At 67.6% G+C, this 13403-nt stretch carries 14 protein-coding genes and 1 pseudogene; 9 read left to right on the top strand and 6 right to left on the bottom strand.

Annotation, left to right across the window (positions count from 1 at the left end; genetic code table 11):
• Nucleotides 1-84: 84 nt before the first annotated feature.
• Nucleotides 85-750 (bottom strand): DUF6766 family protein, encoded by a 666-nt coding sequence (locus tag ABZS29_RS13715; RefSeq protein WP_355461663.1) that lies wholly within the window; start codon nt 748-750, stop codon nt 85-87.
• Nucleotides 747-2039, bottom strand: coding sequence for a cytochrome P450 (locus ABZS29_RS13710; protein WP_355461661.1), 1293 nt, complete (start codon nt 2037-2039; stop codon nt 747-749). Before ABZS29_RS13710 ends, ABZS29_RS13715 begins: the two co-directional genes overlap by 4 nt.
• Nucleotides 2040-2113: 74 nt before the next feature.
• Between ABZS29_RS13710 and ABZS29_RS13705 the strand changes: the two genes are divergently transcribed.
• On the top strand, nt 2114-3070 hold the full coding sequence (locus ABZS29_RS13705; RefSeq protein ID WP_355461659.1) for a TIGR03557 family F420-dependent LLM class oxidoreductase: 957 nt from the start codon (nt 2114-2116) through the stop codon (nt 3068-3070).
• 23 nt (nt 3071-3093) lie between these two features.
• On the opposite strand, the gene ABZS29_RS13700 is transcribed toward ABZS29_RS13705, so the two are convergent.
• Nucleotides 3094-3237 (bottom strand): GPGG-motif small membrane protein, encoded by a 144-nt coding sequence (locus ABZS29_RS13700; protein WP_355461657.1) that lies wholly within the window; start codon nt 3235-3237, stop codon nt 3094-3096.
• A 318-nt stretch (nt 3238-3555) separates the two neighbouring features.
• Between ABZS29_RS13700 and ABZS29_RS13695 the strand changes: the two genes are divergently transcribed.
• From ABZS29_RS13695 to ABZS29_RS13685, 3 genes are read left to right on the top strand one after another with little or no spacing between them, the layout of a single operon-like run.
• The gene (locus ABZS29_RS13695; protein ID WP_355461656.1) at nt 3556-3714 is read left to right on the top strand and encodes a hypothetical protein; all 159 of its coding nucleotides are present in this window, start codon (nt 3556-3558) and stop codon (nt 3712-3714) included.
• Nucleotides 3698-3925 carry a KTSC domain-containing protein gene (locus ABZS29_RS13690; RefSeq protein WP_355461654.1) on the top strand — a complete coding sequence of 76 codons (228 nt, stop codon included), beginning with the start codon at nt 3698-3700 and terminating at the stop codon, nt 3923-3925. Before ABZS29_RS13695 ends, ABZS29_RS13690 begins: the two co-directional genes overlap by 17 nt.
• A 16-nt stretch (nt 3926-3941) precedes the next feature.
• On the top strand, nt 3942-4241 hold the full coding sequence (locus tag ABZS29_RS13685) for a hypothetical protein (RefSeq protein ID WP_355461652.1): 300 nt from the start codon (nt 3942-3944) through the stop codon (nt 4239-4241).
• Here ABZS29_RS13685 and ABZS29_RS13680 read toward each other — a convergent pair.
• Entirely contained in the window at nt 4234-7152 is a 2919-nt protein-coding gene (locus tag ABZS29_RS13680; RefSeq protein ID WP_355461650.1) for a glycoside hydrolase family 3 C-terminal domain-containing protein, read from the bottom strand. The genes ABZS29_RS13685 and ABZS29_RS13680 overlap by 8 nt on opposite strands.
• A 178-nt stretch (nt 7153-7330) precedes the next feature.
• Here ABZS29_RS13680 and ABZS29_RS13675 point away from each other — a divergent pair.
• The 4 genes and pseudogenes from ABZS29_RS13675 to ABZS29_RS13660 form a co-directional block, all read left to right on the top strand.
• Nucleotides 7331-7606, top strand: a pseudogene (locus ABZS29_RS13675) (LLM class flavin-dependent oxidoreductase); the annotation flags it as partial.
• A gap of 19 nt (nt 7607-7625) precedes the next feature.
• Nucleotides 7626-8177, top strand: coding sequence for an LLM class flavin-dependent oxidoreductase (locus tag ABZS29_RS13670; RefSeq protein ID WP_355463172.1), 552 nt, complete (start codon nt 7626-7628; stop codon nt 8175-8177).
• 4 nt (nt 8178-8181) lie between these two features.
• Nucleotides 8182-8742 carry a dihydrofolate reductase family protein gene (locus ABZS29_RS13665; protein ID WP_355461648.1) on the top strand — a complete coding sequence of 187 codons (561 nt, stop codon included), beginning with the start codon at nt 8182-8184 and terminating at the stop codon, nt 8740-8742.
• A complete protein-coding gene (locus ABZS29_RS13660; protein ID WP_355461646.1) occupies nt 8732-9370 on the top strand; it encodes an NAD(P)H-dependent oxidoreductase in 639 nt (212 codons plus the stop codon). Before ABZS29_RS13665 ends, ABZS29_RS13660 begins: the two co-directional genes overlap by 11 nt.
• On the opposite strand, the gene ABZS29_RS13655 is transcribed toward ABZS29_RS13660, so the two are convergent.
• The gene (locus ABZS29_RS13655) at nt 9358-9636 is read right to left on the bottom strand and encodes a hypothetical protein (protein WP_355461644.1); all 279 of its coding nucleotides are present in this window, start codon (nt 9634-9636) and stop codon (nt 9358-9360) included. The genes ABZS29_RS13660 and ABZS29_RS13655 overlap by 13 nt on opposite strands.
• 47 nt (nt 9637-9683) lie before the next feature.
• Complete coding sequence (locus tag ABZS29_RS13650; protein ID WP_355461642.1) at nt 9684-12383, bottom strand: AAA family ATPase; 2700 nt, start codon at nt 12381-12383, stop codon at nt 9684-9686.
• A gap of 123 nt (nt 12384-12506) precedes the next feature.
• On the opposite strand from ABZS29_RS13650, the gene ABZS29_RS13645 reads away from it, so the two are divergent.
• A complete protein-coding gene (locus tag ABZS29_RS13645; RefSeq protein WP_355461640.1) occupies nt 12507-13196 on the top strand; it encodes a hypothetical protein in 690 nt (229 codons plus the stop codon).
• The last annotated feature ends 207 nt before the right edge of the window (nt 13197-13403 follow it).

Here is a 13403-nt window from a genome sequence, read left to right as displayed (position 1 = left end):
CCGACCTCCGCCATCGCCTGCCGGACCCGCCGCTGCCTGACGAGTCGTCAGCCGGTACCCCAAGGCGCCCGAGCGCAATCAGGATCAGTCGCCGGTCTCGGCGTGCGGGGCGTGCACCGGCTTCGACTGCGACGACTTCCGCTGCCGCAGGTAGACCGATCCGCCGATGATCGCGGCGACCGCGAGGAACTCGCTCTGCCAGTTCTGGAACGACTCGAACCAGAACTGCGAGGTGCCCAGGTACTGCCAGGCAGTCACCGCTTCCCCGCCGTGGAGCTGCTGATCCTCGCTGTACGCGCCCGCGCCGGTCACCGCGTGCAACCAGAACGACAGGAAGAACACGATCCCGAACGCGATCGCCAGCGAGTTCTCGTACAGCTTCAGCAGCAGCTCGGAGCCGTGCTGTACCGGCCACGGTGCGTCACGGTCGTTGCGATGGTTCCGCGGGTCCTCGTCCTGGGGAGCGGCCTTGCCGATCGGCCGCGACTCCGCCGACCCCTTCTGCACCAGGAAGGTCGTCAGCAGCACGTACATCCCCATCTGCAGGAACTCCGACTCCCAGTTCTCGAAGACGGTCTCGCCGAACGACGACGAACCGGCGTACTGGGCCAGTGACTGCTGCGGCTGGTCGTGGTCGGACAGTTCCCCGTTCTCGTGCGCGTGCCCGGTCAGCAGCACGCCGATCATGAACAGGGCGAACAGCGCCAGGTTCACCAACAGCAACGCGCGAACCCGCACCCAGCCCGTCATGACTTCCTCCAGAAGGCGAGGCGTGGACGAGTGTGGTCGAAGGTCTTGGGCATCGGGCCGGCCAGCAGCCGACGAGTCTGCGGGTCCAGGTCCAGGGTGTTCCGGTCGAGCAGGTGGCTGATCGCCGTACTCGTCGTCAGCAGTACGACGTTCTCCCCGGGACACCGCGCCGGCCCCTCGCTGAACGGAATGATCGGCCAGTCGCTCTCGGCCCGCCCGTCGAGCCAGATGTCCGGCTCGAACCGGTCGGCGAACTCCAGAGCCTCGTCATCACGATGGAAGACCGAACTGACGATCGCGAACTCGGTCCCGGCCGGCAGAGTCTGGCCGCGCCACTCGGTCTCGGTCCGCGACTCCCGCAGTACGACGAGCGTGGTCGGCCAGAGCCGGACGGATTCCTGGACGGCGCCGCCCGCGACCGCCAGCAGCGGCGAGGACTCGGGATGGCGAGCCTCGGTCGCGATGCGGTCAGCCAGGTCCGGCCGAGTCGCCAGCACGGCAAGGGCTCGCCAGCTTGCGATGCCGGCCGCGTCGAAGGCGAACAGCCAGTGCGGGACTTGGCCGGCGGCATCGTCCTCGCGCGGCAGCATCGCGACCAGGCTTCCGGGCTCCGCAGCGTCGACGTACCGGGTGATGGCGTCGGTGAAGCGCCGCCGTACGGCGTGCTGTCGCGGCGCGAACTCGGCCCAGTTGGCAGCGGCTCGCAGCTTGTCGAGGTCGTCGGACAACGCGGTGTCGTCCTGGGCGGCGTCACCGAGGACGATCCGCCGGACGAGCCGGGACCAGACCTCCCGGAACTCGGTCCAGCCGATGGTTGCGTGCAGTTGATCGAGCTCTTCATGGATGACGGCTTGCATCCGCTCGGCGTGGCGATGGACCGGCTTGTGAGTCTCGAGCACCTGCTCGTTGAGCTCACGCCGCGGCTGTCGCTCCGGCGGATCGGAGATCAGGACCGCGTGCGGCTGGAAGTGCCGCAAGGCGCCGACCTTCTCGGTGGTGGCCGCGGCGAACGGCGTCGGCGTCATCGCCAGCACGCGATGGACGTCCTCAGGTTCGGTGACCAGGGCAACGGTTCGGCCCGCGATGCGGATCGGGACCGGACCGCCGTCGTACCGGCGGCGGAGCCGTCGTACTTCCCGGAGCGCGCGGTCGTCCACCTGCAGCCGCTCGGCGAGATGCATCAGCCGCGGCCGTCGCAGGATCGCACCGCGCGCGACGACAGGCAGCAGTACGTCGCCGATCGCGCGGCTGGCATCGAGCACTGAGGCGGCTGGCATCTGATGCGGCATGCCCGGCCGGTGCCCGGTGGTCGTTCGGTGAAACGACTTGTTTGCTGCGAGCGACGGTCGGTAACCGGCCGGTCATGAAACTAGGATTCAAACTGATTGCCGAGGCCTACGGGCCCCTCGAGATCGTCGAGCAGGCGGTGCGCGCGGAGGCGGCCGGCTTCGACTTCGTCGAGGTCAGCGACCACTTCCATCCGTGGGTGAGTGAGCACGAGCACTCCGGCTTCGCCTTCTCGATGCTGGCCGCGGCTGCGGCCCGGACGTCAACGATCGAACTCGCTACCGGAGTCACCTGTCCGTTCATCAGATACCACCCCGCGGTGGTCGCCCAGATGGCAGCCACGACGGCGATCCTGTCCGGCGGGCGGTTCACGCTGGGCGTGGGCGCTGGTGAACGACTCAACGAGCACGTAGTCGGTGCGGGCTGGCCTGCTGTGACCACACGGCACGAAATGCTCCGCGAGGCGCTGGAGATCATTCGGCTGCTGTGGAGCGGCGGCTACCAGTCGTACGTCGGCACGCACCTGCGGCTCGAGGACGCTCGGGTCTTCGACCTTCCCGACGTACTGCCGCGGATTGCTGTTGCCGCGGGCGGTCCGGCGGCCGCGCGGATCGCCGGCGAACTGGGCGACGCGCTCTTCGTGACCGAGCCCAAGGGTGAGCTGATCGCGGCGTACGAGAAAGCCGGTGGCGAGGGGCCGAAGTACGCCGAGGTCCCGCTGGCCTGGGCTCCGTCGGCCGACGACGCGGCCGAGTCCGCCCGGCGGTTGTTCCGCTTCGGTGTCACCGGGTGGAAAGTCCAGTCCGAACTTCCCAACCCGGTGAACTTCGACGCTGCGACCACCCTGGTGACCGCGGACCACATGAGTGAACAATTTGCCTGCGGCCCCGATCTCGATCGGTACGTCGAGGTCGCGCGGCAGTACACCGATGCGGGCTACGACCACCTCGCGCTGATCAACGCCGGGCCGGACATGGACGGCTTCTTCGAGTTCTTCACCGCCGAACTCGGCCCGGCGTTGCGCGCGCTGTGACGCTAGGGGTCGCTACGGACCGATCAGGTGAAGATGCTGACGCCGCCGGGGCCGACGAGCAGACCAACGACGATCAACACGATTCCCCAGGTCAGTCCACCCCGCACGATCGAGACGATCCCGGAGATCACGAGGATCGCAGCGATGATCCACAATACGAATTCCATCAGAAAACCCCTTTGGTCAAGCTCGGCAGGCCTTCTGCCGGGCGCCCCGTGAACAGAGAACCAGTACCCGCCTTCATGCACTTTTCGGCGCAATCAGCGGGACCGATACGCACTGTCCCGCAGCAGACGCGCGAGGTGAGCGGGGTTCGCGGGATTGGGCCTGGGTACAGGCGCGGCAGGTCTTCGGTTTCTCGCGGTGACGGAGAGAACCGGAGGCCCTGTAACGAACGATTGAACTCCGCCGATGGAGCAGGCGAGAGCCCGCAACGGCGGTCGTGTCCGGAAGGCGTCGGAGCTGACTTGTTCAACGAGACCAACGTGCCAAGCCAGCCCGGCACCACCACCGGCCATGACTTCGTGACGGATCCCGACGACGGCCTGCTCTACTGCACACGCTGCCCGATGGTCGCCTACGACCTCGCGGACGCCGCGACCGAACCAGAGTGCCCACTCCCCCTGGATGTCTGGTCTGTCTGACGTGCACCTGACACCGGTCGTCTCGGAGGCCGTCGATGCCGTCGGCTACGACTACGAAACCCGCACGCTGCGCGTCGTTTTCACGTCCGGCAAGACCTACGACTACTACGACGTACCGGCGCACCTTTATGAGGTCATGCTGCTGCCGCACCCTTGGCGCCGGGTAGGTCAGCAGATTCGCGCCCACGCCTACCGCGAAGTCGCCGCCTGACGACTATTCTGCCGCCATGACTGCCGCCCAGCTCGTCCAGCGAATCGCCTGGGCCGCCCTCGCCCTGTTCTTGTTGGCCTTCATCGTGCTCGAGGTCATCAACCATGGCATCCCCGCACTGATCGCCGCCCTGGTGTTCCTGATCCTGCCGAGGCTCGTCGGCGCCCGGTGCTACAACGTCGCTCACCGTGCCTGGATCCCACTGGCGATCCTGGTCGTGTACAGCTTCGGCGTACTGGGTGACTGGGTGCCGATCTTCACCGCGGGCCTGGGCTGGCTCGCCCATATCGCTATCGAGCGCACCTTTGTCAAGTGATGGTCAGGTCGCGGATGTTCGTGCCGTCGCCGGTGAAGACGAGGTAGACGTCACGGACACCGCGGGTCAGGCGTCCGTCCAGCTGGGCTGTTGCCGTGGTCCAGCTGTAGTGGTCGGCGGTAGCGGGCACAGACAGGGTGCCGGCCAGTGGACCGGTCGGGCTGCCGAGACGAACCTCCGCCTTGGTAGCTCCTGCCGCGGAAACGGTGGCCTCAATCCGCGTGGCGCCTTGTAGCTGGACGCCTTGGAAGGCGATCCAGCCGCCTGCCGTCGTCGTGCCGACCGCGTCACCGCGCACCTTGGCGGCGTCGATGAGCTCGACACCCGAGTAGTCGTCGAAGTCGGTCGCCGCGGTACGGCGGCTCAGGTCCCTGGGCGGGATGACCTCGCCCCGGACGGCAACCGTCGTACGGGCTCTGATGTCGGCCGACGAACTGCCGACCTGCACGTCCTGGAGGGCTGACTCGACCGTCCACTTGTTGCGCGTCACGTCCCAGAAGGCCAGGTCGCTCGCCTTCACGTCGAAGGAGACGGTACGCCGTTGGCCGGGCGCGAACGCGAGTCGCTGGAACCCGCGCAGTGTCTTGATCGGCTGGGCGACTCGTGAGGTGCGCTGGCTGGTGTAGAGCTGGACGACCTCTTCGCTCGCCGTCCGGCTGGTGTTGGTGACGTCGACGCTGACCTTGAGCCGACCGTTTGCCTTGACGACTGGTGAGGCTTTCAGGCCTGAGTAGCGGAACGTGCCGTAGGTCAGGCCGTGGCCGAACGGGTAGAGCGCTTTCGGCCGATGGTACTGATAGGTCCAGCCTGCCTTGATCACGTCGAAGTCGAGCGGATCCGGCAGTTCCGCGTCCGTGCGGTACCACGTCTGCGGAAGTCGGCCTGAGGGCGAATAGTCGCCGTACAGGACGTCGGCCAGCGCCCGGCCGGTCTCCTGACCCGCGTGCGACGTCCACAGGACCGCTTTGGCCCGCGTCCAATCTCCGGTCAACGGGTAGCTACTCTCCAGCACCACAACGGTTCTGGGGTTCGCGGCGGTGACTGCCTTCACGATCGCCTGCTGACCGGCGGCCAGCGCGGTGCCCTGACGGTCGTCGTCCTCGCGCCCGTTGATGAACGGGTTGCTGCCGACCACGACGACCGCGGTGTGTGCCTTCTTCGCCGCTGCCACGGCGGCCGCCGTACCGCTGACCAGGACCTCGCGCGTGAACTGGGCCGCGGTGTCCGGCGTGGCCGCGCCGATGGCGAGCTTCCCGTCGGGCTGGACGACGATGTACTGGTTGGGGCCGTTCCACGGCTCCTTGATCTCGTTGCCGCGGTAGTGCAGGACATAGTTGCCTCCTGCTACCTTCACCAGGCTGAACTGCTGCTGGACGAACCAGCCGTTCGGCTTGTCCTGGTCGTTCACCAAGTTGTTCCCGCTCCGCGAGACGTACTTACCGTTCGCGGCTGCCCGCAGTGCGAGGGTGTCACCACCCCAGTCGAAGACGTCCAGCGCCTGGTCCGGTCCGGCGGTGGTCGCATCTGCGGCCAGGGCACCACCAGCGGCACCGGCCGTCACATATTTGCCAGTAGCAACGGAGCGCAGCGCGATCCGGTCGACGCCTTCGGTCGCGGTGACAGTGCTGCCGGCGCCCAGCCGGTCGGCTATGCCGGCCTTCGGCGTGATCCGGTACGGCATCGTGCCGGAGTACCAGTCTTCGTAGACGGTGTCGGCCAGTTGGCCGATCACGGCGACGTTCTTGGTGGGCTTGAGCGGCAGCGTCTGGCCTTTGTTCTCAAGCAGCACCATCTGCTTGCGCGCGGCTTCGCGAGCCAGCTCGCGGTGAGCCGGAGTATCGATGCTGTCCGGCCCGATCTTCTCGTACGGGTTCCGCCCCGCCGGATCGAACTCGCCCAACCGGAAGCGCACCGAGAGCAGGTGCCGCACCGGCTTGTCGATGTCGGCCTCGGTGAGCAGCCCCTGCGCCAGCGCCTGCTTCACCGCCGCGACAGTCGGACCACCGTTGGCGTCGTTCTCGGTGAAGCTGTCGAGACCGGCCTTGATCGCCGCGGCCGTGGCCTCGGCCGGCGTCGCGTAGTACTGCTGCGAGCCACTGATGTTCCCCGCACCCGACGCATCGCCGACGATCATCAAGTCATCGTCCGACCACGACCGCACGGACTCGTTCAGCTCGGGTGACACGTGGGTCGGCCGCCCGTTGATCAGGTTGTACGACGCCATCACGCCGGTGGCCGCTCGCGCGGTCAGCGCCGGCTGGAACGCCTTGTATTCATACTCATGCAGAACCCTGGGCCGCACACTCGCCGACACCCGGCTCCGGTCGGTCTCGACGTTGTACGCCGCGAAGTGCTTCAGTGTCGGCGCCGTCTTGAGGTACCGCGGGTCATCGCCCTGCAGACCCCGCCCGTACGCCGTCGCGATCTCACTCGTCAGCAACGGATCCTCGGCGTACCCCTCCTCGTTGCGGCCCCACCGGGGATCGCGCAACTGGTTCACCACCGGGGCCCACAGGTTGAGCCCGTTCTTCGCCGGATCGAGCTTGTTGAACCCCCGCGCCTCGTCCCCGACCGCCGCCCCGACCCGCTTGATCAGCCCCGGATCCCACGTACTCCCGAACCCCACAGCCTGCGGAAAAACAGTCGCCTTCCCCAACCAGGCCACCCCGTGCAGCGCCTCGGTCCCCGTCTTGAACGACGCGATCCCCAGCCGCGGAATCGCCGGCTGGTACTGGTGCAGCAGCGAAATCTTCTCGTCCAGCGTCAGCCGCCCGGTCAGATCCCCCACCCTCGTTTCGAGCGGAAGATCCGGATTCCGGAACGGCAGAACCTCCTCGGCCTGCGCAGTCTGCCCCGAAGTAACCAGCAACAGCGCCACCAAGGCGCTCCCCACTCGACGGCGATAGTTCATAGCAGTCCCCTCCACGCAGGTGTCGAAGCGCTTCGACTATCGACGGAGGGACCGCGACCGTCAAGAGCGGAGCGCACTTGATCACTGTCCGTACCGGCGCCCTCAACTGGCCTGGTCCAGTATTAGTGTCGGTGCGGTAGCGGCCGACCGGTTCCGCTACGCGGGCGTGAGGAGCGGAATGACGGACGAGCTGAAGATCGGGTTGTTCGGCTTGCATCGGGGCAGCAGCGCCGATCCGGCGACGATGGCCCGGCGCGCCAAGCTGGCCGAGGAGGCCAGGTTCGAATCCCTGTGGGTCGGTGACCACATCGCGTTGCCGGACAACGACGACATGTCCCGGGACCAGCCACGGATCGAGGCGCTGATCGCGCTCGCCCACCTGGCCGCGCTGACCCAACGGATCAGGTTGGGCGTCGGAGTGATCGTGCTGCCCCAGCGGCAGCCGGTGCTGCTGGCGAAGCAGTTGGGCCTCGATCGACCACCTCTCGAACGGCCGGCTGACCGTCGGAATCGGTGTCGGTTACGTCGAGCCCGAACTGGCTGCTCTCGGCGTACCGCTGTCGGAGCGAGGAGCCCGCACCGACGAGTACCTTGCCGCAATGCGCGTCCTGTGGGACGAGCCCGCGCCCCGCTTCGTCGGACAATTCGTGGCCTTCAGCGACGTCTTCGAACGACCACTCCCGACCCAACGACCCCATCCGCCCATCGTGGTCGGCGGCCAATCACCGGCGGCGTACCGGCGTGCCGTCGAGCACGGAAACGGCTGGTACGGCTGGGATCTCGACGTCGACCAGACAGCGACCGCGCTAGCCGACCTTCGCGAATCATCGAAGCGCTGGGAGCGCCCCTCCGCTCTTGGCGACCTGGAGATCACCATCACCCCGAACCGCGTTCCCGACCCGGACACAGCCCGCCGGTACGCCGACCTGGGCGTGCACCGACTGATGCTCCAACCCCCGGCAATGGACGGCACCGCCATGGACGAGCTGATCGCCCACACCGCCAGCAATCTCATCGGAAGGTAGTGCGATGACCAAGATCAGCTACCGTACGGCGGCCTCCTTCAACGGCTACATCGCCGACGAGCAAGGCTCAGTGAGCTGGCTGTACGGCGTCGATCGCGGCGACGGTCCGCCGCCGAACGTCCTCGATGGCGTCGGCGTGGTCGTGACCGGATCGACGACGTACGAGTGGTTGCTCGAGTCGGCCAACATGCTGGCCGAGCCGGCCACCTGGCAGACGTACTACGCGTCGCGGCCGGTCTTCGTCTTCACAGCCCGGCAGCTACCTGCTCCCGCCGGCGCGGACGTGCGCTTCGTCCAGGGGCGCGTCGAAGACCACCTGGAGACAATCCTGGCTGCGGCGGGCGCCGAGGACGTGGCGATCTCCAGCGGCGGCGAGCTCGCCGGCCAGTTCCTCGACGCCGGCGCCCTCGACGAAATCACTATCGGCGTCGCACCGGTGGCTCTTGCCAACGGCACCCAACTCCTGCCTCGCCGCCTCGAAGCAGACCGTCTGCGCCTGACAGCCGTCGAGCAGCGCGGACAACTGGTCAACCTGACCTACACGGTGTCCAACCATGACAGCTGAACAATCGGCACTGGTCCTCGTGGCCCATCCACGACCGGGCAGCTTCAACCACGCCCTGACGGACCGCATCGTGGCCACCTTGAACCGACGGGGCCTGCGCGTCAACCTCCACGACCTGTACGCCGAAAACTTCGATCCCGTACTGCGCGCCGAAGAGGCCTACACCAGCGGCCAGACCGCCGAACAAGTGCTTGCCGCCAGCAACGACCCCCTCCTGGCCGCACACCGGCAAGATCTAACCGCCGCAGCAGCCCTCGTAGTCGTCCACCCCAACTGGTGGGGCAAACCCCCAGCGATCCTGGCCGGCTGGATGGACCGAGTCCTCGTCCCCGGCGTCGCCTACCGCCTCGACGACGCCGGCGGCGCCCCCACATCTCTGCTGTCACTCCGCGAAGTCCTCGTCATCAACACCTCCGACACCACCCAGGACCGCGAGAACGACCTCTTCGGCGACCCGCTGGACTCCATCTGGCGCCGCTGCCTCCCGCCGTACCTCGGCAGCCCTGGAGTCGAACGAATCGTCCTGCGCGTGGTCGCCGACGCCGACGCGGCTCAACGCGCCACCTGGCTCGACCAAGCCGAAGACCTCGCCAACCGCCTCCTCGGTGGTTCGGGTCAGCGGGTGTAGATGCGGGCCACGTCGATGCCCAGGACGGTCGGGGCGCCGGCCGGCTCCGGGCCGAGGGCGGCGGCGAGCGCCGGGCCGAGGCGTTCGGCCATGAAGCGGTCGGCGTGGGCCTTCGATTCCCACAAGGTGACGACGCGCAGGCCGTCGTCGGAGGTGCCGACGTACCGGGCGTGCAGGCCGTCGGGTTCGGCGCCGACGTTCTCCATCACCTTGTCGAACTGGTCGATGGAGGCGAACGGCGGGGTGGCGATTGCGATCCACTGCATGACTGGCTCCTCTGCTCGGGCGACCGGTTCCGGCCGCACGAGTAACGCTACGAACCGGCCGCCGACCGCGAATCCGCCGAATCACTCATCGGGGTACTCACTTCGCCGCGGGTCGCCCAGCTGGCGATCTGGCTGCGGGTGGCGAAGCCGAGTTTGGTGAGGATGTGCTGGACGTGGTTCTGCGCGGTCCGTTCGGAGATGACGAGTTCGGCCGCGATCTGCCGGTTGGTGAGACCGGTGGCGACCAGCCGGGCGACTTCGGTCTCGCGCGCGCTCAGCGCCGTACGGGGCTGGTCTTGGAAGCTGGTCATGCCGAGGGAATCGGCCAGCCGCGCGGCGTCCTGCGCAGCGGCGTCGGCACGGGCGCGATCACCCGGCTGGTTGCGGTCCCGGAGCGCCCTGGCGAGGTAGTACTGCGCCTCCGCCAGGAACCCCGGTGCGCCAACGCACCCGGCCTGGTGGACCGCGGCAGCCAGATCGTCGATCGCGTCATCCAATCGCCCCAGTACGGCGGCGCCCCGGCCCAGGGTCAGCTCGACGGGCCCCAGGTAGGCGACTCCGTTGCCGACGGCATGCTCGCCACGGAACGGCTCCAGGCGGTCGAGGAGTTCCTCGAGATCGTCGTACCGGCCGATGCCCACACAGGCGAGCGCGGCGTACACGTAGCCGGGCAGGACGAAGAAGGCAGGGAGCGACCAGCTAGCGAGCGGACCAGCTTGCCGGTACGACGCTGCCGCCTCGTGGTTGCGGCCGGTGCACGAGTACAGGTAGGCGCGGGAGAGGTGGGCCATGGTCGCAAAACGTGGCGGCGGGTCGAACGATTGGCCGACCACCTCGGCCAGGACGCCGACATGGCCCGCCATGGCAATGAGAAGGGCGAAGTAGGCACCAGTCGCAGGGGCGGGCTCCACCACGCGCATCCGCTCGAATCCACGCCGGCCGATCGCGGCAGCCTCGGCGTACCGGCCGCGGGCCTGAGCGATGCAGGCGGCGACGCGGTCGTGGTGCCAGGCGCTGACCGGACCGCCGACGCGATCGACGGCAACCTTGAGAGCAGGGAGTTCCTCGGCCGCGGCGGCGAGCTTGCCGCTCTCGATCAGGGCATCGAGCCGCCAGAGCTCACCCCACATCGCGGCTCGCGGATTGCCGGTGCGCTGGGCGAGTTCGAGCATTTCTGTTGCCAGGAGCAATCTTTCGGCACGGCCACGCGGTCCGGGACAAGCCTCTTGCCTGGCGTGCAACGCATCAGCCAGCGCCCGGTCGTCGTTCGCGCCGCGGGCCAGCTTGAGCGCCTGCCGGCTCAGGCTGTCGAGCCGGTCCTGCTCGCCGTCATAGAAGGCCAAATGGCTGCGCTGAGCCAGCAACCTTGCTCTGGTCGCGTCGCCGACCTCCGCACCAAGAGCTTCCTCGCACAGGCGCTTGAGGGTGGCGTTGATGGCGGGGTCGGGGACCGCTTCGAGGACCAGCGCGGCTTCGGCCTTCTGCTCCGCATCCTGTGCGGCTGCCGCTGCGTCGACCGCCGCCTTCACCGCGGTCGGCAAGTCTCCCGCGAGGTAGGCAGCACGGCCCAGGGCTACTTGCCGGGAGCAACGTTCATCAGCCTGTGTCGGGGCGATCTCCAGCGCAGCCTGGTAAAGGCGGACACCTTCTTCGTAGGCGAGCCGCCGGACCGCGTCGTCCGCGGCGAGCACCAGCCACTGTTGCGCCGTCGCCCCTTCACCGTACGGTGCCAGTTCGGCACGGTGGCGGGCGATGTCGGCGAGGTGCTCGGTCAGGTTGCCGGCGTACTGCTGCTCCAGAACTTCGGCGACGCTTCGATGCAGTGCGGCTCGATCGGCGGTGCTCAGAGACGCCTCGACGGCGTCGCGGGTCAGCGCATGGACGAAGCGGAGGTTCTGATCGAGGAAGCCGAACGTGATGGCCTCGTCAACCAGAGGCAGGCACTGCGCCACCGAGTCGCCCAGCACCGCGGCAACGGTGTCGAGCTGGAACTCGCGGCCGACGATCGCGGCCGCCTGCACCATCCGGCGACAGCCGCCGGTGACGCGATCGAGTCTGCTGCTGACCATGTCCAGCACGGTGCGAGGTGGCCGGTCCGGTCGCCACGAGCCGTCGGCGATAGCGCGCGCCACCTCGGTGACGAACAGCGGATTGCCGCCGGTAATCGCGAAGACATGATCAACCTGCTGTGGCGTTGCCGTCGGCAACTGCTCGCGAACGGCCGCAAGGTCCAGGCCATGGAGATCCAGCCGCGCCGCGGGAAGCTGCGCCAGTTGCGGCGGCCGCTCGTCATGACGGCAGGTCGCGACGATGAGCACCGGAAGGTTGCCGACCTGATCGGCCAGGTAGCGCAGCACAAGCAGGGACGGCTCGTCGGCGCGGTGAATGTCGTCCAGCAGCACCACCAGCCCCTGCGAACCGGCGGCCTCCTCGATCGCCTCGGTAACCGCCTCGAACAACCCGAAGCGGTCCCCCGCCTCACCCGTCAGAACGCTGGTGTCGGCCTTCAATGCCTTCAGCACCTGCCGCCACGGCCAGTAGACAGGCGCCCCCTCGCCCTCAACACAACGGCCCCACACCACCGTCGCGCCCGCCGCCAGCGCACCCCCAGCAAACTCCTGCGCCAGCCGCGTCTTCCCGATCCCGGCCTCCCCACCGCAGACCACCACCCGCCCACGCCCGGCCCGCGCCTCCTCCAGCCAGTCCCGCAAGGCCTCGAGTTCCCGCCCCCGCCCAACAATCCCCATCCGCCCAGCATCGCCGTTCCCCCGCCGTACGGGAACCCCACCGAACCGACACAAGTCAGGGCGCCAATGTGCCCTGACCTGCAGGACGTCCTTGGATGGGCTGCCCGGTGCGAGAATGTCGCCGTGTCACGAGATCGCGAGCCTAACGAACGGAAGCATCTCGTTGAGGTCGCCGAGTACTCCGGCGAACCCGCGGTCATGATTGCCGCAACCCAGCTCGGTTCTGACTACTCAGAGCGGCGCAAGCGCCAGATCGTCGACGAATGGATCGCGTTCTTCAGATCGGGTCCGACTCCGATCCGATCGCTCCGCTTAACGAGTCGGACACCCAAGCGGCTCTTCGACGCCCTGTCCGATCAGCATCAGTTGACTTCTCTTCAAGTCAAGTGGGGTGACTACGACGACCTCTCCGCTCTGAGCAGCATGTCCCAGCTGAACACCCTGATCCTCGGAGGAGCCAGCAAGGTCCGGAGCCTGGCACATCTTGCAGGTCTCCAACGCGTGGAAACGCTTGAGGTCGAAGGCCTTCAGGGTCTCATCGATGGCAGTCCTGTTGGAGAGATGCGAGCAGTCAAAGACTTGGAAATCGGTGGCGACTGGATGGCTCCACGGAACGTCCGCCTTCGGTCGGTCGCGTTCCTTGCCCAGATGCCCCAACTCGAGCAGCTTCTGCTCCATACCTTGACGGTCGACGACCTGGACTACACACCGCTGCTGTCACTTTCGAATCTGAGGAAGGTCCGCGTCATGGCAACCCGAGGGATGACACCTGCACACGACGAACTGATGCGCCGCCTCCCTTGGAACGGCTGACCAACACTCGACGCGCCGAGCGAGCGTAGGACTGAGGCAGACACTAGCCGTGACGTGAATCTGCCACTGTCATGCGCCCGGCCAACCTGGCGGCCGCACCCAGCGCAACCGTGACCAGGCTAGCGAGCAGTACGACAGCAGTGGCTCCGTTCGGTACGACGCCCGCTGAAACGCCGGTCGCCTGCTCGGATCCGGCGCCAGCCGGGC

The sequence above is a fragment of the Kribbella sp. NPDC005582 genome, from assembly GCF_040605415.1.
In the GTDB taxonomy this organism is placed as follows: domain Bacteria; phylum Actinomycetota; class Actinomycetes; order Propionibacteriales; family Kribbellaceae; genus Kribbella.
Note: the sequence above shows the minus strand (reverse complement) of the source record. Positions and strands in the feature narration are given on the sequence as shown.

What these genes read in the sequence shown, in the direction of transcription:
- ABZS29_RS13685 (WP_355461652.1), top strand. Translation starts at nt 3,942, where the DNA reads ATGACTGCCGCCCAGCTCGTCCAGCGAATCGCCTGGGCCGCCCTCGCC.
- ABZS29_RS13710 (WP_355461661.1), bottom strand. Translation starts at nt 2,039, where the DNA reads ATGCCGCATCAGATGCCAGCCGCCTCAGTGCTCGATGCCAGCCGCGCG.
- ABZS29_RS13655 (WP_355461644.1), bottom strand. Translation starts at nt 9,636, where the DNA reads ATGCAGTGGATCGCAATCGCCACCCCGCCGTTCGCCTCCATCGACCAG.
- ABZS29_RS13705 (WP_355461659.1), top strand. Translation starts at nt 2,114, where the DNA reads ATGAAACTAGGATTCAAACTGATTGCCGAGGCCTACGGGCCCCTCGAG.
- ABZS29_RS13715 (WP_355461663.1), bottom strand. Translation starts at nt 750, where the DNA reads ATGACGGGCTGGGTGCGGGTTCGCGCGTTGCTGTTGGTGAACCTGGCG.
- ABZS29_RS13650 (WP_355461642.1), bottom strand. Translation starts at nt 12,383, where the DNA reads ATGGGGATTGTTGGGCGGGGGCGGGAACTCGAGGCCTTGCGGGACTGG.
- ABZS29_RS13690 (WP_355461654.1), top strand. Translation starts at nt 3,698, where the DNA reads ATGTCTGGTCTGTCTGACGTGCACCTGACACCGGTCGTCTCGGAGGCC.
- ABZS29_RS13660 (WP_355461646.1), top strand. Translation starts at nt 8,732, where the DNA reads ATGACAGCTGAACAATCGGCACTGGTCCTCGTGGCCCATCCACGACCG.
- ABZS29_RS13680 (WP_355461650.1), bottom strand. Translation starts at nt 7,152, where the DNA reads ATGAACTATCGCCGTCGAGTGGGGAGCGCCTTGGTGGCGCTGTTGCTG.
- ABZS29_RS13700 (WP_355461657.1), bottom strand. Translation starts at nt 3,237, where the DNA reads ATGGAATTCGTATTGTGGATCATCGCTGCGATCCTCGTGATCTCCGGG.
- ABZS29_RS13665 (WP_355461648.1), top strand. Translation starts at nt 8,182, where the DNA reads ATGACCAAGATCAGCTACCGTACGGCGGCCTCCTTCAACGGCTACATC.